At 29.5% G+C, this 22,655-nt stretch carries 21 protein-coding genes, 1 tRNA gene and 1 pseudogene; 13 read left to right on the plus strand and 10 right to left on the minus strand.

Features of this window, described 5'->3' with window-relative positions; all coding sequences use genetic code 11:
* Nucleotides 1-54: 54 nt before the first annotated feature.
* From WA340_RS03540 to mscL, 3 genes are all read left to right on the plus strand, one after another.
* The gene (locus WA340_RS03540) at nucleotides 55-462 is read left to right on the plus strand and encodes a group III truncated hemoglobin (protein ID WP_336127295.1); all 408 of its coding nucleotides are present in this window, start codon (nucleotides 55-57) and stop codon (nucleotides 460-462) included.
* A 75-nt stretch (nucleotides 463-537) separates the two neighbouring features.
* Nucleotides 538-3,750 (plus strand): cytochrome c biogenesis protein CcsA, encoded by a 3,213-nt coding sequence (ccsA, locus tag WA340_RS03545; RefSeq protein ID WP_336127296.1) that lies wholly within the window; start codon nucleotides 538-540, stop codon nucleotides 3,748-3,750.
* 364 nt (nucleotides 3,751-4,114) lie between these two features.
* The gene (gene mscL / locus WA340_RS03550; RefSeq protein WP_336127297.1) at nucleotides 4,115-4,573 is read left to right on the plus strand and encodes a large conductance mechanosensitive channel protein MscL; all 459 of its coding nucleotides are present in this window, start codon (nucleotides 4,115-4,117) and stop codon (nucleotides 4,571-4,573) included.
* A gap of 27 nt (nucleotides 4,574-4,600) precedes the next feature.
* Here mscL and WA340_RS03555 read toward each other — a convergent pair whose 3' ends face one another.
* A complete protein-coding gene (locus WA340_RS03555; RefSeq protein WP_336127298.1) occupies nucleotides 4,601-4,972 on the minus strand; it encodes a hypothetical protein in 372 nt (123 codons plus the stop codon).
* A gap of 142 nt (nucleotides 4,973-5,114) precedes the next feature.
* Between WA340_RS03555 and WA340_RS03560 the strand changes: the two genes are divergently transcribed.
* From WA340_RS03560 to WA340_RS03575, 4 genes are all read left to right on the plus strand, one after another.
* Nucleotides 5,115-6,269 (plus strand): trans-sulfuration enzyme family protein, encoded by a 1,155-nt coding sequence (locus tag WA340_RS03560; protein ID WP_336127300.1) that lies wholly within the window; start codon nucleotides 5,115-5,117, stop codon nucleotides 6,267-6,269.
* Nucleotides 6,270-6,273: 4 nt separating this feature from the next.
* Nucleotides 6,274-7,164: a 23S rRNA (adenine(1618)-N(6))-methyltransferase RlmF gene (gene rlmF, locus WA340_RS03565; protein WP_336127301.1), complete on the plus strand. Its 891-nt coding sequence runs from the start codon at nucleotides 6,274-6,276 to the stop codon at nucleotides 7,162-7,164.
* Nucleotides 7,165-7,168: 4 nt separating this feature from the next.
* The gene (gene bshB1, locus WA340_RS03570; protein WP_304145455.1) at nucleotides 7,169-7,885 is read left to right on the plus strand and encodes a bacillithiol biosynthesis deacetylase BshB1; all 717 of its coding nucleotides are present in this window, start codon (nucleotides 7,169-7,171) and stop codon (nucleotides 7,883-7,885) included.
* A gap of 81 nt (nucleotides 7,886-7,966) precedes the next feature.
* Nucleotides 7,967-8,042, plus strand: a tRNA-His gene (locus WA340_RS03575).
* Nucleotides 8,043-8,088: 46 nt separating this feature from the next.
* Here WA340_RS03575 and WA340_RS03580 read toward each other — a convergent pair.
* From WA340_RS03580 to WA340_RS03600, 5 genes are all read right to left on the minus strand, one after another.
* Nucleotides 8,089-8,541 (minus strand): hypothetical protein, encoded by a 453-nt coding sequence (locus WA340_RS03580; RefSeq protein ID WP_304145453.1) that lies wholly within the window; start codon nucleotides 8,539-8,541, stop codon nucleotides 8,089-8,091.
* Between the two features lie 135 nt (nucleotides 8,542-8,676).
* Complete coding sequence (locus WA340_RS03585) at nucleotides 8,677-10,236, minus strand: M28 family metallopeptidase (protein ID WP_336127302.1); 1,560 nt, start codon at nucleotides 10,234-10,236, stop codon at nucleotides 8,677-8,679.
* Between the two features lie 95 nt (nucleotides 10,237-10,331).
* On the minus strand, nucleotides 10,332-11,366 hold the full coding sequence (locus WA340_RS03590; protein WP_336127303.1) for a M28 family metallopeptidase: 1,035 nt from the start codon (nucleotides 11,364-11,366) through the stop codon (nucleotides 10,332-10,334).
* 160 nt (nucleotides 11,367-11,526) lie between these two features.
* Nucleotides 11,527-11,859: an FUSC family protein gene (locus WA340_RS03595; RefSeq protein ID WP_336127304.1), complete on the minus strand. Its 333-nt coding sequence runs from the start codon at nucleotides 11,857-11,859 to the stop codon at nucleotides 11,527-11,529.
* A 3-nt stretch (nucleotides 11,860-11,862) separates the two neighbouring features.
* Nucleotides 11,863-12,654, minus strand: coding sequence for a DUF3108 domain-containing protein (locus WA340_RS03600; protein WP_027879728.1), 792 nt, complete (start codon nucleotides 12,652-12,654; stop codon nucleotides 11,863-11,865).
* Between the two features lie 132 nt (nucleotides 12,655-12,786).
* Between WA340_RS03600 and WA340_RS03605 the strand changes: the two genes are divergently transcribed.
* The 4 genes and pseudogenes from WA340_RS03605 (at nucleotide 12,787) to WA340_RS03620 (ending at nucleotide 16,578) form a co-directional block, all read left to right on the plus strand.
* A complete protein-coding gene (locus WA340_RS03605) occupies nucleotides 12,787-13,179 on the plus strand; it encodes an HYC_CC_PP family protein (protein ID WP_336127305.1) in 393 nt (130 codons plus the stop codon).
* Nucleotides 13,180-13,245: 66 nt separating this feature from the next.
* Entirely contained in the window at nucleotides 13,246-13,971 is a 726-nt protein-coding gene (locus tag WA340_RS03610) for a heavy metal translocating P-type ATPase (protein ID WP_336127306.1), read from the plus strand.
* A 1-nt stretch (nucleotide 13,972) separates the two neighbouring features.
* Nucleotides 13,973-16,209 (plus strand): annotated as a pseudogene (locus tag WA340_RS03615) (TonB-dependent receptor).
* A 12-nt stretch (nucleotides 16,210-16,221) separates the two neighbouring features.
* Nucleotides 16,222-16,578 carry a heavy-metal-associated domain-containing protein gene (locus WA340_RS03620; protein WP_304145439.1) on the plus strand — a complete coding sequence of 119 codons (357 nt, stop codon included), beginning with the start codon at nucleotides 16,222-16,224 and terminating at the stop codon, nucleotides 16,576-16,578.
* 46 nt (nucleotides 16,579-16,624) lie between these two features.
* On the opposite strand, the gene WA340_RS03625 is transcribed toward WA340_RS03620, so the two are convergent.
* Entirely contained in the window at nucleotides 16,625-18,019 is a 1,395-nt protein-coding gene (locus WA340_RS03625; protein ID WP_336127307.1) for a TlpA family protein disulfide reductase, read from the minus strand.
* Between the two features lie 191 nt (nucleotides 18,020-18,210).
* Between WA340_RS03625 and WA340_RS03630 the strand changes: the two genes are divergently transcribed.
* Complete coding sequence (locus WA340_RS03630; RefSeq protein WP_336127308.1) at nucleotides 18,211-19,830, plus strand: ABC-F family ATP-binding cassette domain-containing protein; 1,620 nt, start codon at nucleotides 18,211-18,213, stop codon at nucleotides 19,828-19,830.
* 9 nt (nucleotides 19,831-19,839) lie between these two features.
* Here WA340_RS03630 and WA340_RS03635 read toward each other — a convergent pair whose 3' ends face one another.
* Complete coding sequence (locus tag WA340_RS03635) at nucleotides 19,840-20,841, minus strand: hypothetical protein (RefSeq protein WP_336127309.1); 1,002 nt, start codon at nucleotides 20,839-20,841, stop codon at nucleotides 19,840-19,842.
* Nucleotides 20,842-21,009: 168 nt separating this feature from the next.
* On the opposite strand from WA340_RS03635, the gene WA340_RS03640 reads away from it, so the two are divergent.
* Nucleotides 21,010-21,588, plus strand: coding sequence for a fasciclin domain-containing protein (locus WA340_RS03640; protein ID WP_223076485.1), 579 nt, complete (start codon nucleotides 21,010-21,012; stop codon nucleotides 21,586-21,588).
* Between the two features lie 70 nt (nucleotides 21,589-21,658).
* On the opposite strand, the gene WA340_RS03645 is transcribed toward WA340_RS03640, so the two are convergent.
* Together WA340_RS03645 and WA340_RS03650 are read right to left on the minus strand one after the other, a co-directional pair.
* Entirely contained in the window at nucleotides 21,659-21,886 is a 228-nt protein-coding gene (locus WA340_RS03645; protein WP_027879736.1) for a putative signal transducing protein, read from the minus strand.
* Between the two features lie 50 nt (nucleotides 21,887-21,936).
* On the minus strand, nucleotides 21,937-22,653 hold the full coding sequence (locus WA340_RS03650; RefSeq protein WP_304145430.1) for a hypothetical protein: 717 nt from the start codon (nucleotides 22,651-22,653) through the stop codon (nucleotides 21,937-21,939).
* Nucleotides 22,654-22,655: the final 2 nt, after the last annotated feature.

Consider the following 22,655-nt stretch of genomic DNA (forward strand, 5'->3'; position numbering starts at 1 on the left):
AAAAATAATAAGAAAATATCTATAAAAAACGGACATTAACGTATCTTTGTTATAATGATTAAAGACGATATAAATACACGAGAAGATGTTGCTTTGTTAGTAGATCAATTTTACAAAAAAGTAAGAGCAAACGCTATTTTGGGACCAATTTTTAATCAAGCTATTACCAATTGGGATCAACATTTAGATCACTTAACCACGTTTTGGGAAAGTAGCTTGTTTATGGGGAAACCTTTAAAGAAAAAATATACAGGAAACCCATTAGAAGTGCACGTAAAAGTAGATAAAGCAAATAATAATAGTATTACAGAACATCATTTTGGTATTTGGTTAAACCTTTGGTTTGAAACTATAGAACACTTATTTGCAGGTGAAAATGCAGAGTTAGCTAAACGAAGAGCAAGAAAAATGGGTACATTTATCCATCTTAAAATTTTTGAAGCAAGGCAACAAAACAGTTAAACTTTTTAACTATTTAAACTGATTTTAAACCAACAAAAATAACTATCTTTGCACGAGCAAAAAAAGGCTTTACCTATGCAAAATAAATTGGGCAAGATTCTATTCTCAACACGATTAACAGCTATATTATTTATTGTATTTGCCATCGCTATGGCTACTGGTACATTTTTAGATGCCAAAATGGATACATCTCCAACACCTTACACGCGTAATTTAATTTATAATGCATGGTGGTTTGAAGCCATAATGGTACTTTTTGTGGTTAACTTTATAGGTAATATTTCAAGATACAGGTTGTTACGTAAAGAAAAATGGGCAACACTTTTATTACATCTAGCATTTATATTAATTATAGTAGGTGCAGGAATAACAAGATATTACAGTTTTGAAGGTATGATGCCTATACGTGAAGGAGAAACTAGCAACGCATTTCTTTCTCAAAAAACATACATCACAGCATATATTGATGGTGATTATATGATTGATGGCGTACCTCAACGTCTACCAATAGAAGAAGAAGTTGATTTTTCTGGTAGAATGAAAAATAGTTTCAGTCTAAATACAGCTTATAATAATCAACCGGTAAGTATTGAGTTAGTCGAGTTTATTAAAGGTGCAGAAGAAACAATTATCCCAAATGAAAATGGCGAAAATTATTTAAAAATAGTAGAAGCAGGTCAAGGCGCACCACACAATCATTTCTTAAAAGAAGGCGAAGTACAAAGTATACATAATGTGCTTTTTGCATTAAACAAACCAACAGATGGTGCTATTAATTTAACAAAGTCTGAAAACGGAATTACAATTAATTCTCCTTTTGATGGCGAATATTTGCAAATGGCAACAATGAGCCAAGGAAAACTTGTTAAAGACAGTATTCAACCATTTATGTTACGTTCGCGTTACATTATTGGAGACATGCAATTTGTAGTTCCAAATCCAATAATTAAAGGAGAAATAGGCGTTGGTAAAAAATCTCAATTATTAAAATTTGATGAAGATGGTGTTATACTAGATGTTACTGCAAACGGAAAAACCAAACGTGTTGGTTTAATTGGTGGACAAGGAACAAACAATCCTTTCAAAAAAATTACGATTGATAATTTAGATATTAACCTAAAATACGGCGCAAAAGTCTACAAATTACCATTTAGTGTAAAGCTGAATGATTTTATCGCTCAAAAATATCCAGGGACACAAAACTCTTATCAAACCTTTGAAAGTAAAGTGACCATTTTTGATAAAGAAGAAGGCGATTTTGACTATCATATTTACATGAATCACGTTTTAGATCATAAAGGTTATCGTTTCTTCCAAGCTGGTTTTGATCCAGATGAAAAAGGAACAAAACTGTCAGTAAATCATGATTTTTGGGGAACTTGGGTAACCTACATTGGTTATTTCTTATTATACATAGGTTTGATGGCGATTATGTTTGATAAAAACTCACGTTTTGGAGATTTAAAAAGACTTTTAGAAAAAGTAAAAGCTAAAAAAGCAGAACTTTTAACTATATTTTTCTTGTGTTTCGCTTTAAGCGGAATAGCTCAAAACGACCATGATCACACAGAAGACGATGGTCATGATCATCAAGTTACGGTACCAAAAACACCATCAAAAAGGCAAATAGATTCTATTTTAAAGGCAAATGTAGCACCAAAATCTCACGCCGAAGAATTTGCAAAGTTAGTTTTACAAGATTTAGATGGTCGTATGATGCCTATAGATACCTATGCTTCAGAATTACTTAGAAAATTAAGTAAATACGAAGCTTATGAAGGTATGACTGCCAATCAACTCTTCTTAAGCATTCAAGAAAGTCCGATGTTGTGGTATAACGTGCCAATTATTTATATAAAACCACGTAAAGGAGATTCGATACGTAGTATTATAGGTATTAGTAAAGACCAAAATTATGCTAAGTTATTAGATTTCTTTGGAGACGATTTTAACTACAAATTAGATAGACAATTAGAAGAAGCTTATGAAACGCAAGTAAAAACAGCTATTCAAAAAGAGTTTATAGAGGTTAATAATCGTGTTAATTTATTAAGTAATGCGATAGAAGGTAGATCGTTAAAGATTTTTCCTGTACCTAACGATGACAATAACACTTGGATTTCTCCATTCGAATATAAAAATGAAGGTTATAATCAAAAAATCCAAGACTCAACCTACGGAAGTTTTATAAACGCCGGATTTGATTGGTATTTATATAGCTTAAATGAAGCTAAAAAAACAGGAGATTTCTCCCAGCCAGAAAAACTATTAAAAGCTTTTAAAACCTCTCAATCTAAAGTAGGAGCCGAGGTAATGCCAAGCGAATCTAAGATAAATGCAGAAATACTTTACAATAAATACGATGTATTTAAAAAATTATTTATTTACTATTTAACAGCAGGAATTTTATTGTTAGCCTTATTAATATGGCAAATTTTTAAAATAGATAGCAAATGGTTAAAGACAAGTATTAAAGTATTTAAAGTCGTAATAATAATACTTTTTGTTATCCATACACTAGGCTTAATTGCAAGATGGTATATTTCTGGTCATGCACCATGGAGTAATGGTTACGAGTCTATGATTTATGTGGCTTGGGCAACCATGTTTTTTGGTTTAGGATTTGGAAGAAAAAGCGAGCTAACTATTGCAGCAACTTCCTTTGTAGTTTCAATATTATTAATGGTAGCGCATCTAAGTTGGATGGATCCTGCAATAGCAAACTTACAACCGGTATTAAATAGTTATTGGTTAAAAATACATGTAGCAGTCATTGTTGCTAGTTATGGTCCGTTTACGCTAGGCTTTATAATTGGTTTAGTAAGTTTATTCTTAATGGCATTTACTAATAAAAATAATAAAACCAAGCTAGATTTAAGTATTAAAGAATTAACTTATATAAATGAAATGGCTTTAACCGTTGGTCTAATAATGCTTACTATTGGTAACTTTTTAGGTGGTCAATGGGCTAATGAAAGTTGGGGAAGATATTGGGGATGGGACCCAAAAGAAACCTGGGCTTTGATAAGTATAATGATATATGCATTTGTAATACATATGAGATTAATACCAGGCTTAAGAGGAAGATGGACATTTAATTTATGGTCTGTAGTTTCTATTGGAAGTATTATTTTTACTTATTTTGGTGTAAACTTCTATTTATCCGGATTACATTCTTATCAATCTGGACAAGATATTAGCTTAATTTATATTGGTGTATCAGCTATTTTAATTGCAATTTTAGGTGTTTTCTCTTACAGAAAATATATCAAGTTTTATAAAAAGTAAGTTTTTAATTACTTTCTAAGAAAATATTGACTAACTTGATACAAATTATAAATTGTTAATTTTTAGTGGAATATATTAAAAAGTTAGGTTGGGGTAACATATTTATGTTAATTCTTTGTCTAGCAATCATTATAGTAGCCGAATACTTATTTCTTAACGGATATCAACTTCATGGAATATTTATTGGGCTTTGGGCACCAATGCTTATTGGTATATTGATTTTTATAAAGCTTATAAACGATGGGAAATAATATTGTATTTTGGTTTTCTATTATAGTATTTATATTAGTGATTTTATGGGCTTTTTTCATGCTAAGAGCTTATAATAAAACCCGAAAAAAATAACTTCGCGTTAAATATTTAGATGAAATTTTTAAAAGAATTTAAAGAGTTTGCCGTAAAAGGCAATATGATGGATATGGCTGTAGGTATTATTATTGGTGCCTCATTTAATAAAGTGATAGATGTTTTAGTAAAAAAAATATTTATGCCACCATTGTCACTAATGACAGATGGATTAAACTATCAAGATAAACGTTATATGTTAAGAGAAGCTATTATTAATGAAAATGGAGAAGTAACTACACAGGAAGTTGCTATTTATTACGGCGAGTTATTTGAAGCTTTTTTAGATTTTCTAATTGTTGGACTAACTGTCTTTTTAGTTGTTAAAGCAATGAATAAGTTAAGAGCCAAGTCCCATGATACAAAAGATAAAACTGTAACAACACCAAAAGACATAGAGTTGCTTAGCAAACTTTCAGATTTAATGGAAGAACAAAACAAACTCCTTAAATCTAAAGCAGATATAAGTTCAAAATAAATAAGCCTGTTTTAAACAGGCTTTATGTTATAGTTTAATAAGGTTTTTATCTAAATTAAGATCATCTAAAATTTTATTTGTAAAACTATAATGACCTTTTGTCGTAATAATTTTAAATCGGCTGTTTTTCATTCTTGAAACTACATCAATCAAACGCCATTTGGTTTTTAAAAGATTAGGTTTTTTACTTTTAATACCAAGCTCAAAATAATATTTCCTACTTCGTTTAAAAGCAGTTATATCTGGTGTGACCGTGACCTCTCCATTCTTTTTGGTAAAAGAATTTGGCGTATCATAACCATCAAGGTCTGCTTTAATGTTTTCAAAACCTAAATATTCTAGGTGATTAATAGATTGTTCTAAAATGTCCGTATGTTCTTGCTTATCAATTGTTACCATAACCCATAGTATACAAAAAGTAGATGTTTTTTTAGGTTAAAGAAGTGTTAAAACCAGTATAAAGTCAGTTTATAAATCTATAATTATCAATGTTAAAGATGCATATTTTTGTATTTTAGTTTTTTAAAAATTGCAATATAAAATGAAACATAAAAACTTAGGGTTAAACACTATTTGTTCTCACGTCGGAGAAGTAGAAGATAAACAATTTAAAGGCGCAGTTTCGCCTATATTCTTATCTTCTTCATATGAGTTTATGGATGTAGACGTAAAACGCTATCCAAGATATTTTAATACGCCAAACCAAGAATATTTATCCAAAAAAATAGCAGCTTTAGAGCATACTGAGACAGCAATGATATTTGGTTCTGGTATGGCAGCTATTAGTCATATGTTTTTAGCATTTTTAAAAGCAGGAGATCATATTGTGGTACAAAACACAATTTATGGAGGCACAACAAATTTTATAAGAGAAGAATTTCCTAAGTTAAATATAGAATTTACTTTTACAGATGGTTATCAAGTAGAAGACTTTGAAGCAGCAATACAACCAAACACGAAGTTAATTCATATAGAAACACCTTCAAATCCATTATTAACAATTACAGATATTAAAGCTATAGCCAAATTAGGGAAAGAAAAAGGTATTGTTACTAGTATTGATAATACATTTGCAAGTCCCGTAAATCAAAATCCAGCAGATTTTGGTATCGATTTAATTATGCACTCTGCAACTAAATATTTTGGCGGACATAGTGATACCTGTGCAGGTGCAATTGCAGGAAGCAAAATACACATGGATCGTATATGGAATGTCTCTAAAAACCTTGGTGGTAGTCTTAGTGACTTTACGGTTTGGATGTTAGAACGTAGTATGAAAACCATGGGACTACGTGTTAAAGCACAATCTAAAAACGCTTTAAAAATGGCTAAATGGTTAAATAAGTTAGATGAAGTTAAACAGGTTAATTATCCTGGTTTAAAAGATCATCTAGAGCATAAATTGGCTAAGTCACAAATGAAAGATTTTGGAGGTATGTTATCTTTTGAATTGAAAGATCATTTAGACGCAGAAGCTTTTCAAAAAGCATTACAATTAATTAAACCATCAATGAGTCTTGCAGGTGTAGAAAGCACTATGTTATCTCCAGCGCAAACATCACACTCTTTACTAACACCAGAGCAGAGGAAGCAATTGGGTATTAGTGATGGTTTAATACGCTTTTCTGTAGGGATAGAAAATACTAAAGATCTAAAAGCAGACATAAAACAAGCTTTAAAAAATATCAAAAAGTAACATTTTGAAATCTGTTAAAGGACATACAAATAATTATAATTTTGAAGTTTTAATAGATAACTACCCTAAACTTCAACCATTTGTTTTAAAAAACAAATACGGTAATTTAACTATAAATTTTTCTGAAGCTAAAGCAGTTAGAGCGTTAAATACGGCTATATTAAAAGCTAATTATGGTATTAATTATTGGAACTTTGATGACAATAATCTAACACCACCAATACCAAGTCGTGTTGCATATATTAACCTTTTAAAAGATTTATTACTAAGTAGTAATTTAGTTGGAAACGTAAAGGTTTTAGATATTGGTACTGGTGCAAATTGTATTTATCCGTTACTTGGTCAATCAATTTATAATTGGCAGTTTGTTGGGACAGATGTAAATAAAAATTCGATAAAACAAGCTGAAAAAATTATAGCAGAAAACAAATTAGAGGATGAGGTATCAATAAGATTTCAGAGCAATCCTAATCAAATATTTCAAGGTATTTTGACTAAAACAGATACCTTCACCTTAACTATGTGTAATCCGCCTTTTTATAAAGATGAAACTGAAGCAAATTCAGCCACATTAAAAAAGTTAAAAGGATTAAATCAAGACACAAATAGTATAAACAGAAACTTTTCTGGAATATCAAATGAATTGTGGTATAAAGGTGGAGAAAAAGCATTTTTACACAATTATTTATACGAAAGTAGCTTGTTTAAAAATAAGTGCTTTTGGTATACAACATTAGTTGCTAATAAATACAATATAAAATCAATGTATGCGTCTTTAGATAAATTAGGAGCAAAAATTATAAAAACTTTACCAATTAATATTGGTCAAAAAAAGAGTAGAGTAGTAGCTTGGACTTTTTTAAATGAAGACCAACAAAAACAGTGGAATAAATAACATAATGAAAGTAGATATATTAGCATTTGGGGCACATCCAGATGATGTAGAGTTAGGCGCAGGAGCAACCATAGCAAAAGAAGTAGCAAATGGTAAAACAGTAGTTATAGTAGATTTAACTAAAGGAGAACTTGGTACACGTGGTACAGAACACACACGTAAAGCAGAAGCCGAAGACGCAAAAAACATACTAGGTGTCGCAGCAAGAGAAAATTTAGGCTTTGCCGATGGTTTTTTTACTAATGATAAGCAACACCAGTTAGAAGTCATAAAAATGATACGCAAATATCAACCAGAAATAGTGTTATGTAATGCTGTAGATGATAGGCACATAGATCATGGTAAAGGAAGTAAATTGGTTAGTGATGCGTGTTTTTTAAGTGGATTATTAAAAATTGAAACAGAAATAGAAGGAAAGCCGCAAGAAAAATGGAGACCAAAACAGGTTTACCATTACATACAATGGAAGCATATAGAACCAGATTTTGTTGTAGACGTTTCAGATTTTATTGATATAAAAATGAAAAGTGTCTTAGCTTATAAAACACAATTTTATAATCCAGACAGTAATGAGCCTCAAACACCAATTTCTAGTAAAAATTTTACAGATAGTATTATTTATAGAGCAAGAGATTTAGGGCGTTTAATTAATAGTGAATACGCAGAAGGTTTTACAGTTGAGCGGTTTGCAGCAGTAAATAGTCTTTTTGATTTAAAATAGTATAAAAATTATTTAAAAATCTTTTGTGATATTTAGTAAATAAACTACATTTGCACACGCATTTTAATATGCGTTATACACGGTGGTTGTAGCTCAGTTGGTTAGAGCGCCTGATTGTGGTTCAGGAGGTCGTCGGTTCGAGACCGATCTTCCACCCAAAAGTAAAAAGCCTTTCATTTTTTGAAAGGCTTTTTTTGTAAGCTTTATTTGAAAAATTTTTCTTTTAATACTTTATAACCATTCCAATTACAAGTATCATCTTTTCTTACTATACTTTTATCGTTATTTAACTTAAACGTAAAAGAGTTTACTGTTGTGCAGCCTCTTTTTGTGTTGTTTATATTTATTAACTGTGTTTCAAATTCAATTAAATAATCAATTTCTGTTGGTTTTATGATTGTTGATTTTTTAATATCGTTGCTTAAAAGTGTAGCTGTAAGAGTTTTGTCTAAATATTTAAATTCTAAAGTTTCTGAATGTTGATTAAAACAACCATAGGATTGATATGTTATACTTAATTGATCTCCTTCTTTTAAATTTTTAAAAAAAAGGGATTGATTTTCTTCTTGTTTAATAGTCTTTAAGTCTAAAGAAGCTGATGTATAATATATGTTTGTGTAAGATAAAAGGATACTAAATAAGAGTAAGAATTTCATTTTAAAAAATTTTAATTACTCTAAATAAAAAATAATCTACCTTTTATCAAAAGCGTAATGAGTAAACGTTACGTTTTATTGAGTAAAAGATAGATTATTAATGGTTAAAGTTATTTTACTTAGTAGTAGTTGTATTTATTCTGCTTTATCTACAACTATTCTTTGGTCACGGTTAGCTAATTCCCAAGCTGTATAAAATACTAAACGCGCTCTATTCTCTAATAGATCATAATTAATTTTTTCTACAGTATCGCTTGGTCTGTGATAATCGTCATGTGTACCGTTAAAATAGAATATAACCGGAATGTTGTTTTTTGCAAAGTTGTAGTGGTCACTTCTGTAGTAAAAACGGTTTGGATCGTTTTCATCATTATAAGTGTAATCTAATTCTATATTAGTGTACTTACTGTTTACTTCTTCAGAAATATTATGTAATTCTGTACTTAATTTATCACTTCCGATTAAGTAAACATAATTTCTGTCACCTTCACGTTTTGGGTCAATACGCCCAATCATATCTATATTTAAATCTGCAACGGTTTGATCTAAAGGAAAAATAGGATCCATATCTGCATAATAGCTACTACCTAATAAGCCTTTTTCTTCTCCCGTAACATTTAAAAATATAATAGAGCGTTTAGGTCCATGACCATCTTTTTTAGCTTTAGCAAAAGCTTCGGCTATTTCTAAAACTGCAACAGTACCAGAACCATCATCGTCTGCACCGTTATTAATTTCGCCATCATGATTACCAATATGGTCTAAATGTGCAGAGATTACAATGTACTCGTTTGGTTTTTCTGTACCTTCAATAAACGCAACAACGTTGTTTCCGTTTAAAGCTTCAGATTTGTTAGTGTAATCTATAGCAATATTTGTATTGTAAGTTTTGTTAGTAAACGCATTGTCTATTGCTGTGTCTGTATTTAAAATAGCTTTTGCAGCTGCATCATTTAATAACATATAATACATATTATTGTCATTACCACTTAATACCATACGACCGCTAGAACTACCGTAACGTCTTGCAGCCATACCAAAAATATTTGGGTTGTAGTATAGTACTGCTTTAGCGCCTTTTTCTTTAGCAATATCACGTTTTGTAGCAAATTCTTGTCTTAGGTTAGACCATTTAGTAGCTTCTTCTGTACCAGAGATTAGGTAAGTGCCATCTTCGTTTTTAGGTTCTCCAGAACGTATAAAAACGACTTTACCAGAAACATCAATATTTTTATAATTAGAGTAATTGTCGGTCTCTATACCATAACCTAAATCAATAACTTGGTTTGCAGAAAATTGACTTGTTGGCATTGCTGTGATAGATACAATGTCTTCTAAGTTTTTTAATGCAGTACCATTCGCAGTTAAAGTTACATCTGGAGCTGCTAGTTTTTCTAGTGGTACTTTTTGAAAATAATCATTGTTTCCTTTGGCAGCAGGAACACCATAAGTCATGTAGTGGGCTTTTAAAAAGTTTACTGCTTTTTCTTCACCTTCTGTACCTGTTTCTCGTCCATTAAATTCATCTGATGCATATTCATAAAGAAGAGTTTTTAACTCGGCTTCAGTAATTGTTTCGGCATAAGTTGTTGGACTAACTTCTTTTTGAGTTGTTTTTTGTTCTGCTTGTTTTTGTTGACTACCACAAGCAGCAAGTAGTAAGCTAAAGCTAGCAATAGATAATAATGATTTCATATGTATTTGTTTTAAGAGCTATAATTGCCTCTCAAAAATAACACAAAATTCTAGTTTGAAGGTCTAAGATTTAATAATTAAGAAGAATTTAGTTGTTAAATATCACTGTTATGTAATAGGAATTCTTCTTTATGCGCTAAGTACCATGCTGTAGAAAAAATAAGTTTAGTACGCTTAGCTAATAAGTTAAAATTAATTTTATCTGCAGTATCAGAAGGTTTATGGTAATCTTCGTGAGTACCATTAAAGTAGAAGATTACAGGAATATTTTCTTGAGCAAAATTATAATGATCTGATCTGTAATAGTATCGGTTAGCATCGTCTTTTTGATTAAACGTATAATCTAATTCTATGTTTGTTGAGGTAGAATTTACCTTTTCTGAAATAAAATGAAGCTCTTTACTAATTCTGTCAGAACCAATTAAGTATATATAATTTGGATTGTTTTTATGTTTATCATCTACACGTCCAATCATATCAATATTAAGATCTGCAATGGTGTTTTCTAAAGGAAAAAGCGGATTTTGTGTGTAGTATAAAGAGCCTTGTAAGCCAATTTCCTCTGCAGTAAGGTGTAAAAATAATATACTTCTTCTTGGTGAAATCCCATTACGTTCTGCTTCTTTAAAAGCTTGTGCTATTTGTAGCATGGCAACAGTACCAGATCCGTTATCGTCAGCACCATTATTAATCTGTCCATCAGTTACCCCTAAATGGTCGTAATGTGCAGAGATAATTAATACTTCTTCAGGTTTTTCTTTACCTTTTATGAAGGCTACAACATTTTCTGAAGCATTATATTGTTTTGGAAGAAATGACTTTGGTATATATTGAAAATACGTTGAATCATTACCAGGTAATATTTTTTCTTTGACATAAAAATCTTTAATGTAGTTTGCAGCTAACTTTTGACCTTTGCTTCCAACTTCTCTACCATTAAAAGAGTCTGAAGCTATGTTATAAATTTGAGTTTTAAATTCTTCTACAGTAATTGTTTTTGCATATTTACTAATTGTTGCAGAATCTTTTATAACAATAGAATCCTTAAGATTATTTATTTTAGTTGAATATTTAGAGGTTGTACAAGAACCGACTAAGGATAGTGCAGAGATTATTAAAAGCGATTTCATTATCAAGATGAATATTTGGTCGGTAAAGATATGTTTATTTGTTTCAAAAATAAATGTTTTTCTTTTCAAAATTTATCAAAACACATTAATTATCAGTATAATAAAAAAGAGGAATCTTAAAATAAGATTCCTCTTTTTTGATTAGATACGATTTAATCTGTTATTCTAGATCTATATCTAAATCTTCAAGTTCTTCTAAAGCTTTTTCTTCATTTTCTTTTTCACGTTGCTCAAGTTCTTCTGTGTTACCAACTTCTTGAACTGTAAAAACAGTTTTATAAGTAGATAATCCTAAAGCTATTATTACTAATAAAAAAGAAACCTGTACAACATGCGTAGATTGGTTGTCTTTTCTTGATTTTATAAAGGATATAATACCAAACACTAACGCTAAAATTGCTGGTATAAAAGCTAATTTAAATAAAGGTAATATAGCTAAGATAATTGCTAAAATAGCACAAACTAAAGATAATATTAAGGTTACTTTTTTCATAATTTAATTTTTTAAGCCAGTTGCAGATTTAATTTTTAATTCTCCACTTCCAACCGCTATTTTAAATTTAGCATAAACAGGTATTTTATTCTCATCTGCAGTAAGCCATATAATATTAGCGTTACTTCCTTTTAAAACATTATTATTAGTAACGTTTATGGCTATTTTATAACATTCTTTTCTACCAATAGCAGTGTTAATAGTTTCTTTACCTAAAAGTTTAAAGCTACATTTAACTTCTTTATTATCAAATAAAACTGTAAAGGTATCACTAGCTCCAACAGGTGCTTTGTGTATGTCTAAAGTTCTTAATTTGTATAAAGTAGAAACTATATCTCTTGTACCTGGCTTAATTTTTATAGTATTATTTCTGTCCCAAAAACCAGAAGCAAAGTTTTTAGATTTTTTTCTAATTAAACTAGAAACTGTGTTAGTTTTATAACTGTACTTGTACTTTACAAATTTATAATAGCCACCTTCACTAATATCTCTTTGGTATAAATATGGAGCTACAGTTTTTGGGTTAACATAGCTTTCGTATAAATCTCTAATTTTAAAAAAACTATCAAAATTAGAATATGTTGTTGCTGAACATTTTAAACGATATAGTGTAGTTCCGCTTGTATTTACAGCGCTTGTTTCCATTTTAACTTCGGCTATATCTGTTAAAATACCAGACATATTATAAGCTGCTGAAAATGTTAGTTTTTCACCTGCTTTAAAAGCATTATTATTTTGAGCAAAAGAAGCACAGGATAATAATAAAACAGTAATAGTTGTAAAAAGATGTTTCATAGGTTGTTTATTATAATTTCAAAGATATAATATAACACGAATTGTGCCGAATATTAATCTACAATATTTTAAAGACATGTTAAACCAAATGTTAAACGCTTAGTAAGTCATTTTATTTTGTAAATTTGCATCGTGAAACTAAAAATTTTACATAGCGTCTTTTCAGTATTAATGGCATTTTTAGTGCTGTTCTCTACATTATCTTTTACTGTAGAAAAGCATTATTGTGGTGATCGTTTGGTAGACTCAGCAGTATTTTCTAAAGTAAAAAAATGTTCTGATGTTATTGAAATGCCAAAATCATGTTGTAAAGACGATGTAGAAATAATTAAGGGACAAGACAAGCTTAAAGTTACTAAGTTTGAAGACTTAGATATAAGTAAGCAAATTGTGTTTACAGCGTTTGTTTATAATTTCTTTTTGTATAAAGAAAGTTTGCCAAAGCAAACTGTTCCGCATCAATTTTATTCACCACCAAATCTAGTTATAGATTTACAGCAACTTCACGATGTTTATATAATTTGATTTACAATTTTCTTAAATAACTCCGCTTTTGCGGAATTAAATATTGTACAATTAAATTAAAAAATCATGACACACATATATAACGTTATAGGAATGACCTGTAATGGTTGTAAAGCATCTGTTGAAAAAGCTTTACAAAGTTTAGATTATGTAACAGATGTTTCGGTAGACTTAGAAAATACCGAAGTAGAAATAAGCATGTCTAAACACATTTCAATAAATACTTTACAAGACGCATTGTCTAGTAAATATACTATTAATAAGAAAAGTAAAGAGAACAACGTTTTTGATTCAGTTTCTAAAGAAAAAGAATCACAAATAAGACAGTTATTTCCACTATTTTTAATCTTTGGATATATTATTGCTGCCTCATATTTACTAAATAGAAATAGGTTTGATGTTTCAAACTTTATGCTAGATTTTATGGGGATTTTTTATATCGTATTTAGCTTTTTTAAGTTTTTAGATTTAAAAGGTTTTCCTGAAAGTTTTAAAATGTATGACCCATTAGCTAAAGCTTTTCCTGCTTATGGTTGGATTTACCCTTTTATAGAACTTATTTTAGGGGTAATGTTTTTAATGCGAATAGAAATTTCTATAGCATTAATAGTTACACTAATAATTTTAGGCATTACAACTGTTGGTGTAACAAAATCTTTATTGGACAAAAAAGCAATACAATGTGCTTGTTTGGGTACTGCTTTAAAATTACCAATGACCAAAGCTACATTTATAGAAAATTCCATTATGATTATAATGGCAATAGTAATGTTAATTGAAATTTATGGGTAATATGAAAAAGCTATTTGTATTACTATTTTGCTTTTTACCATTAACCATTTTTGCACAAAACCAACTTAAGGGTTATGTGTATGAAGCAAATGAAGAACAAAAAGAAAACCCTTTACCTGGCGCTAATCTAGTTTGGTTAAACACAACAGTAGGAACATCTACAGAGTTTGACGGCAGCTTTAGTTTACCTTTAAGTAAAACTTCTAATCAATTAGTGATTAGTTATGTTGGTTTTAAAACAGATACGATAACAGTAAACTCTAGTAAAACGTTAAAACACTGGTTAGAACCTACAACAAATTTAGATGAAGTGGTTTTAGACTCTAAAGTTAAATCTACTTCAAGGTCTTATATACAATCAGAAAACATACAATATGTAAGTAGTGATAAGTTATTAAAAGCTGCATGTTGTAATTTGTCCGAAAGTTTTGAAACTAACCCATCTATAGACGTTAACTTTAGTGATGCAGTAACAGGAACTAAGCAAATTAAAATGTTAGGTATATCAAGTCCTTATATTTTAATTGCTACCGAAAATATTCCATCAGTTCGTGGTGCTTCTCAAGCTTACGGATTAAGCTTTATTCCAGGGAATGGGTAGAAAGTATACAAATAACAAAAGGAGCAGGAAGTGTTGTCAATGGGTACGAGAGTATTTCGGGACAGATTAATGCCGAATTGCAAAAACCAATGACAGATGATAAAGTGTTTGTTAACATGTACGCAGCAACAAGCGAAAGGCTAGAACTTAATACACATTTTAACACAAATGTTTCTAAAAACATTAGTACAGGTCTTTATATACATGGTAATACGAATCAAGAAGAGCATGATCGAAATGACGATGGATTTTTGGATATGCCAAAGTTTAATCAAATTAACTTGATGAATCGTTGGCAGTATACTAATACTCAAAAGGGTATTGTTACTTTTTTAAACCTTAAGTATTTAGATGATTATAAGCAATCAGGACAAATAAACTTTAATCCAGATACAGACAAATTAACAACTAATAACTGGGGAAGCGAAATAGATACTAAACGTTACGAAGTTTCGGGTAAATTTGGGTATGTAAATGCAGATCTACCTTGGCAAAGTTTAGGTATTCAAATGGCATTAAGTAATCACCAACAAGATTCTTACTTTGGTTTAAATGAATATAATATAGAACACACAAGTGTATATTCTAACGTTATTTATAACTCGATAATAAGTGACTCTAGACATAAAATAAAAACAGGTGTAAATTTTACGTATGATAATTATGATGAGTTTGCATTAAATACAAATTATGATAGGGTAGAGCGTAGCTTTGGTGGTTTTTTTGAGTATTCTTTTGATAACTTAAAAAAACTTAACCTTACTGCAGGATTACGTTTTGATACGCATAATTTATTAGGCGAATTTATTACACCACGTTTTCACCTAAGATATTCTCCTTGGAGTAAATCTGCTTTTAGAGCCTCTTTTGGTCGCGGTAAACGTAGCGCTAATATTTTTACAGAAAACCAGAACTTATTTGCGTCTTCAAGACAGTTTTCAATTTTAAATAATAATGGACCAATTTATGGTTTAGATCCTGAAATTGCATGGAATTATGGTGTTTCATATCTACAAGGTTTTAATCTTTTTGGAAGAAAAGCAGATGTAACTTTTGATTTTTATAGAACAGATTTTAAAAACCAAGTGGTTGTAGATTTAGAAAATGCTCAAGCTGTTAGTTTTTATAATTTACAAGGTAGTAGTTACGCAAATAGTTTTCAAGTTGAAGTAAACTACGAAGCATTTAATAACTTCGATTTAAGAACAGCATATAAATATTACGATGTTAAAACCGACTACCAAACGGGTAAATTATCAAAACCATTAACACCAAAACATCGTTTTTTTGCTAATGCAGGATATAAAACAGAATTAAAAAACCAAAGTCAATGGAAGTTTGATGCTACTTTTAATTGGTTAGGAGAACAACGATTTTCTTCAACAATAGATAACCCAATCCAATATCAATTAAATAAATTTACTCCAACAGTAGCTACATTAAACAAGCAAGTTACTAAAGTGTTTTCATCTAAATTTGAAATATACTTAGGAGGAGAAAATATAACAAATGTAAAACAAGATAATCCTATAGTTAGTGCAAATGACCCTTTTGGAACAGCATTTTATACTAATTTTGTGTACGGTCCAATTTTTGGAAGCATGTACTATACAGGATTACGATATAAATTAAATTAAAAATAGACTACAATGAAAAAATTATTGATTTTATTAATTATGACAGTTGCTACAACTACGTTTGCTCAAAATAAAAATAAAAGAGCTTCTTTAGAAGTAGATGGTATTTGCGGTATGTGTAAAGCACGAATAGAAAAAGCATGTTACCAAACTAAAGGCGTAAAAAGTGCTAATTGGAATGTAGAAACACACGAATTAAAGCTAATTTACGATGAGCGTAAAACAAATTTAGATAGCATTAAAAAAAGTGTAGTATCTGTAGGACACGATACAAAAACGCTAAAAGCAACAGAAGAAGCTTATAACTCTGTACACGCATGTTGCAGGTATAGAGATATTGATGTACAAAATGATCATAAGAAAGACTAATAAAAAAAAGCCTGCTAATAAGCAGGCTTTTTTTTATAATTATAATTTACTTATTAATCAAGGCTAATAATTCGTTTTCAAATTTGATGTCAAACATATTACCTTTAGGATTAACAATATTACCTTTTTTATCCACTAAAAATACTTTGTTAATAGGACTTATAGCTAATAATTCTACAGCTTTTTTAGGCGATTTAAAATGATACTCATTAACAAATGGTAAACGGTTACGCTGTAAAATATCTGCTTGTTCTCTTGTACTAATGTTATTTACATTTATAGCAATAAATTCTATTTCAGGGTATTTTTTACTTAATTCTGCAGCTTTTAGATGTACATCTTTTAAGTGGTATCTGTAGCGCTTAGATACATCCCAAAAGTATATAACACTAGGTTTCTCTATTATTCTCTTAATAGATAAAAACTCATCATTTTTATTTATTACTGTTACATCAGGTAATTTGTTACCAGGCTTTAATCTTTTGTATGTGTTAACAAGCTTGCTAGCCTTAACTATTTGATCATTATTAGTGCTTTTCTTTTTAAATAAATTTAAAAGCGTCTCGTAATCTTTATCATTTTCAGATCCATTAATAAATTTAACCATGTTATAGTAAAGCAGTCTATTTTTAATAAATGTGTCATTTATTTTATCGCTTATAAGATTAAACTTATCTATGTTATACTCTAAAGACTTATTATTATAGGTACTATCTTCAGAGTGTTTAAAATGTTGTTGTAGAGCTAGATTATTAAAGTGTACTCTTAAAAAAGATACGTAAGGTCTGTACTCTCTTAATAAATTACTATTGTAGTCTATATCTTTTCTGTAGCTGTAAAAATTTTCAGGTAGTTCGTTAAAAATTTGTTCTTCGTTTTCTCTGTAATTTATAAAAGGATACGCTTCTTTACTATAATAATAATTATAATCAATCTTAGCTTTTGCTAAAGTGTTAAAAATCTCAGTAGTTTCGTTTTTTTCATTAAAACTTTTAAGCTTTTCTAGTTTTTGATTTCTAATTTCATCTAACTTTTCTTCAAATTCATCAGGCTCTAATTGACTAATTTTTAAGACAGAATCTTGTAGTTTGTCGTTTAGAAGAAATAAATCAATTAAAAAGTTATTTTCTTTTTCGCCAATACCGGTAAACACTAAAGATTCATCAAATTCAATAGTATTTAACCTAAACATCAAACTATCATTGGGTTGTATAAGTACAGATTGAAATTCTTTACCGTCATAAAACCTAAAAAGACCAGGCTCAAAGTTTTTAAAAATATAAGAAAAACGGTTGTTTTGATCTAAGTAAACGCTGTCTAAAACTTTGTTTTCTTTAAGTATTACAATAAAGTTAGAATTTGGGTTAATAATTTCGCCTCCAAAAAAAGCATTACCATCTAGGCTAGCCTTTTTATCCTTTTCGCAAGAAAAAAAACTCAAAGATATTGCTAAAAAAAAGTATACGAATTTATAATTCATTATATATTAAGGGCTTATTATCTATATATCAACAAAAATATGTTTTGCAATATATTCATAATGTTAATGCGTTGTTAAAACTTATAATAAGGCAATATATAGTGTTTTTTGATACTAATTTTCTACTTTTGCAAAAAATTAAATTATAGCTTATGTTATCAGTATCTAATTTATCTGTTCAATTTGGTAAACGTATTCTTTTTGATGAGGTAAATACCACTTTTAATAACGGAAACTGCTACGGAATTATCGGAGCCAACGGTGCAGGAAAATCGACATTCCTTAAAATATTATCTGGAAAGATGGAGCCAACTTCTGGACATGTTAGTTTAGAAGCCGGTAAACGTATGTCGGTCTTAGAACAAAACCACAATAAGCATGATGAAGATACAGTCTTAGACACTGTTTTAAAAGGAAATAAACCTTTATACAAAATTAAAACAGAAATAGACGCACTTTATGCAGATTATACTGATGAAAATGCTGAAAAAATAGGAGAGCTTCAAGTACAATTTGAAGAGATGAATGGTTGGAATGCAGATAGTGATGCTGCAGCTATGTTATCTAACTTAGGTATTAAAGAAGATTTACATTATACCTTAATGGCAGATTTAGATGGTAAGCAAAAAGTACGTGTATTATTAGCACAAGCATTATTTGGTAATCCTGATGTGTTAATCATGGATGAGCCTACTAACGATCTAGATTACGAAACTATAACTTGGTTAGAAAACTTCTTAGCAAACTACGATAACTGTGTAATTGTTGTATCTCACGACCGTCACTTTTTAGACGCTGTTTGTACACATATTAGTGATATTGACTTCGGAAAAATAAACCACTTTTCTGGTAACTATACGTTCTGGTATGAGTCTTCACAATTAGCAGCAAGACAACGTGCACAACAAAACAAAAAAGCAGAAGAGAAGAAAAAAGAATTAGAAGAGTTTATTCGTCGTTTCTCTGCTAACGTTGCAAAAAGTAAGCAAGCTACATCAAGAAAGAAAATGATTGATAAGCTTAATGTGGACGAAATAAAGCCAACATCAAGACGTTATCCAGCTATTATTTTTGAACGCGAGCGTGAAGCTGGTGATCAAATATTAAATGTTGAAGGTTTAGCAGCATCTTTAGATGGCGAAGTACTATTTAAAAACATAGATTTAAATCTTCAAAAAGGAGATAAAGTTGTTGTGTTTTCAAGAGACTCTCGTGCAACAACAGCATTTTATGAAATATTAAACGGTAACCAAAAGGCAGATGCTGGCGAATTTTCTTGGGGAATAACCACAACACAATCTTACTTACCATTAGATAACAGTAAGTTTTTTGAAAACGACTTAACGCTAGTAGATTGGTTACGTCAATGGGCAAAAACAGAAGAAGAAAGAGAAGAAGTACATATTAGAGGTTTCTTAGGAAAAATGATTTTTTCTGGAGAAGAAGCACTTAAAAAATCTAATGTACTATCTGGAGGAGAAAAAGTACGTTGTATGCTATCAAGAATGATGATGATTAGAGCTAACGTGTTAATGCTAGACGAACCTACAAACCACTTAGACTTAGAAAGTATTACAGCATTTAATAACTCTTTAAAGAAATTTAAAGGAACTGTACTTTTTACGACTCACGATCATGAGTTTGCTCAAACTGTAGCAAATAGAGTAGTAGAACTTACACCAAATGGAGTAATTGATAGATATACTACTTTTGACGAGTATATGGAAGATAAAAAGATTAAAGAGCAGCGTGATAAAATGTATGCTAAATAGTTTTCATAATTATAAGCTACAATTCCCATTTTGTAAATCTTCAATAGTAGGATTATATAAATTATTATTTGTATCTATACTAGCTATGTTAGCTACATTTATGGCACAATAATTATTGAGATTATTATTATTAGAGATAAATAATGAAGCATTCTGTAAATTTTCTAATCCATTAAGATTAGTTAAACTAGGATTATTATTAATTGAAACTCCGGATCCATAATAATCGAGTTGAACGTTTTGTAAATTTTCATTATCTCCTATAAATATATTTCCTGTTGAATCTGTATAATTAATAGGAGGTAAGTTAGTAGCTAAATCATTATTATCGAAAAAAAATGAAAATGTAAAGCTTATATTTTGAACAGTAGAAAAATCAACTAAAGAATTATTACCAGTAATATCAAAAAATGTCACTTCACCGCTTAAACCAGAAAACCCAGAGATGTTTGTTAGGTTTTCATTATTTCTTAGTTCAAAAAGATATGTGACTTCTGTTAGACTAGTTAATCCATTTACTTCTGTTAAAAGAGGATTGCCACTAATTTCAAAGACAGAAATTTTTTTCGAAATATTATTTAATCCGTTAACACTTTGCAATTGTTGGTTGCCAATAATTTTTAAGAATGTATTTTCATCAGAAAAGTTCAAGTCATTCAATCCATTAATAGATGTTAAGTTGGTGTTTAGAAATGATAAATCTCCCTTAATCCATTTTATAGATTCTAATCCATCAACATTTTGTATTTGATTTCCTACAAATTGCATACTTCCTGTAACTCTATCATATTCTTCTAATGCAAAAGCATCAACTTCTGATTGACTAGTAAAGCCAATATTACCATAGTATACTTTTTCTACTTGACTGTTTGTATTAGAGTTAGAGTTTGAGTTATAAGAGTTTGAGTTATTGCTATTATCATCAGAATTGGTAGAGCAACCAATTAAAAAGAATAACATTAATAAAGTAAATAAATAAGGGTTTATTATTACTGTTTTAAATTTTTTCATTCTTATTAGTTTTTATCAAAGATATTTTTTTTAAAACAAATATTCAATCTATTAAAAATATCTTCTTAACATTTTTTGTTAATTCTCTGTTAAATTGAAAAAATATAAAACCAAGCAAAACTTAACTGCGTAGATAGACTGAACATAAAAACCAAAAATCAATTTATTATGAAAACAGAAAAATTATCAAAAATCGTATTAGGGCTTAGTTTATTCTTTGTGACTTCTTTAGGATTTGCTCAAAACAAAATGATGAAAGAAGATACAAAAATGGTTGGTGGAGCAGCAATGTATCCTTCTAAAAATATTGTAGAAAATGCGGTAAACTCTAAAGATCATACAACTTTAGTAGCAGCAGTAAAAGCAGCAGGTTTAGTTGAAGTTTTACAAAGTGAAGGACCATTTACTGTATTTGCACCAACAAACGCAGCATTTGATAAATTACCAGAAGGAACAGTAGCAACTTTAGTAAAACCAGAAAATAAAGAACAATTACAAACTATTTTAAAGTATCATGTTGTTTCAGGAAAGTGGAATGCTAAAGCTTTTGCTAAATTAATTAAAAAAGGCGATGGTAAAGCAATGATTAAAACTGTTTCAGGAGGAACATTAACTGCTTGGACAAAAGGAAATGACGTTTATGTAACCGATGAAAACGGAAACTCAGCTAAAGTAACTATTGCAGATGTAAATCAATCTAATGGTGTAATACATGTTGTAGATACTGTATTATTACCAAAGTCATAATAAACCGTGTAAATGCTATTTGAATTAGTGTTAAAAGCCTCTTCGTTTTGAAGAGGCTTTTTTCTTTTAATTATATCTCGCTTTTAATAGCATCAACAACTGTTTTAGCTTTTTCAAGTTCGGTTTCATGTACATAAATATCTTGCAAGCTTGGTACAGGATTTGCAAAACCAGCCAGTCTTGCAGATTCGTCTTCATTTTTTACCACTGCATTAATACCAATATCTTCTAAGCGTTGTTGTATGCGTTGTGAGGTTAAAAAATCTCCAGTATAAATTTTTATATATTCAGTCTCCATAGTTTTTTAGTATTGATTTCTATTAAAGATACTAAAAATTATGCAATAAATTACTTACTGTATTTGTTATTCCAAATTGCAGAATTTACATTTTTTCCTTGAGAAATCGCATAGTAAATAACAATGCCAACTATAGATTTAAACATGAATAGAAACAATAAGAAAAAATAATTTGTGTAGTTGTTGTCTTGTGGTAAGTTATAATTAAAAAGATAGGTTAATGCAAAACTAACAATTAACGCAAAGATCAATAAGTTTTCATAACTTTTAAAAGGTAGCATACGCCATTTTCTTAATGGATTTAAATCATTTCCCCATTTATGTATTAAGTAATAGTAACCATTTCCTATAGGAGCAAATAATAAAGGATCATCAGGGTTTTCTAGCTTAAATAGTTTAGAAGGCGCCATGATTTTAAATCCGCTTAGTGTGATGTTGTGTTCTTTTTCTAAAGCTTTTATTTTATTAATGGCTTCTTGCGGAAATTCATTTTTAAAATACTTAGTATCTAAAAATCGAAGTCGGTAATCAATACACGTTTTTTTAATACTGTCTATATGAAAAATTTGATCACTTTTTAAAAGTTCTATATTAAACGAATTGCTAGTACTACTATTGGCAGATTTCAATTCATTTTCAATATTAATTTCTTTTTCATTTTCAGCATCAAAAATGGCTTGTACTTGTTTTAAAATGTCTGGTTGTGCTATTTGCTTAGATTGTTGCAGACGTAGTTTTTCTTCTATGTTTGTAGGGTTAAAAATCATAG

The sequence above is a fragment of the Mesoflavibacter sp. CH_XMU1422-2 genome (assembly GCF_037029245.1).
GTDB classification, from domain to species: Bacteria; Bacteroidota; Bacteroidia; order Flavobacteriales; family Flavobacteriaceae; genus Mesoflavibacter; species Mesoflavibacter zeaxanthinifaciens.

Bases quoted from the DNA above. Each gene is read 5' to 3' on its own strand.
- WA340_RS03635 (WP_336127309.1), bottom strand. From the start codon at position 20,841: ATGAAAAAATTTAAAACAGTAATAATAAACCCTTATTTATTTACTTTA.
- mscL (WP_336127297.1), top strand. From the start codon at position 4,115: ATGAAATTTTTAAAAGAATTTAAAGAGTTTGCCGTAAAAGGCAATATG.
- WA340_RS03590 (WP_336127303.1), bottom strand. From the start codon at position 11,366: ATGAAATCGCTTTTAATAATCTCTGCACTATCCTTAGTCGGTTCTTGT.
- WA340_RS03595 (WP_336127304.1), bottom strand. From the start codon at position 11,859: ATGAAAAAAGTAACCTTAATATTATCTTTAGTTTGTGCTATTTTAGCA.
- WA340_RS03585 (WP_336127302.1), bottom strand. From the start codon at position 10,236: ATGAAATCATTATTATCTATTGCTAGCTTTAGCTTACTACTTGCTGCT.
- ccsA (WP_336127296.1), top strand. From the start codon at position 538: ATGCAAAATAAATTGGGCAAGATTCTATTCTCAACACGATTAACAGCT.
- WA340_RS03645 (WP_027879736.1), bottom strand. From the start codon at position 21,886: ATGGAGACTGAATATATAAAAATTTATACTGGAGATTTTTTAACCTCA.
- WA340_RS03560 (WP_336127300.1), top strand. From the start codon at position 5,115: ATGAAACATAAAAACTTAGGGTTAAACACTATTTGTTCTCACGTCGGA.
- WA340_RS03580 (WP_304145453.1), bottom strand. From the start codon at position 8,541: ATGAAATTCTTACTCTTATTTAGTATCCTTTTATCTTACACAAACATA.
- WA340_RS03630 (WP_336127308.1), top strand. From the start codon at position 18,211: ATGTTATCAGTATCTAATTTATCTGTTCAATTTGGTAAACGTATTCTT.
- WA340_RS03600 (WP_027879728.1), bottom strand. From the start codon at position 12,654: ATGAAACATCTTTTTACAACTATTACTGTTTTATTATTATCCTGTGCT.
- WA340_RS03555 (WP_336127298.1), bottom strand. From the start codon at position 4,972: ATGGTAACAATTGATAAGCAAGAACATACGGACATTTTAGAACAATCT.
- WA340_RS03650 (WP_304145430.1), bottom strand. From the start codon at position 22,653: ATGATTTTTAACCCTACAAACATAGAAGAAAAACTACGTCTGCAACAA.
- WA340_RS03540 (WP_336127295.1), top strand. From the start codon at position 55: ATGATTAAAGACGATATAAATACACGAGAAGATGTTGCTTTGTTAGTA.
- bshB1 (WP_304145455.1), top strand. From the start codon at position 7,169: ATGAAAGTAGATATATTAGCATTTGGGGCACATCCAGATGATGTAGAG.
- WA340_RS03620 (WP_304145439.1), top strand. From the start codon at position 16,222: ATGAAAAAATTATTGATTTTATTAATTATGACAGTTGCTACAACTACG.
- WA340_RS03640 (WP_223076485.1), top strand. From the start codon at position 21,010: ATGAAAACAGAAAAATTATCAAAAATCGTATTAGGGCTTAGTTTATTC.
- WA340_RS03610 (WP_336127306.1), top strand. From the start codon at position 13,246: ATGACACACATATATAACGTTATAGGAATGACCTGTAATGGTTGTAAA.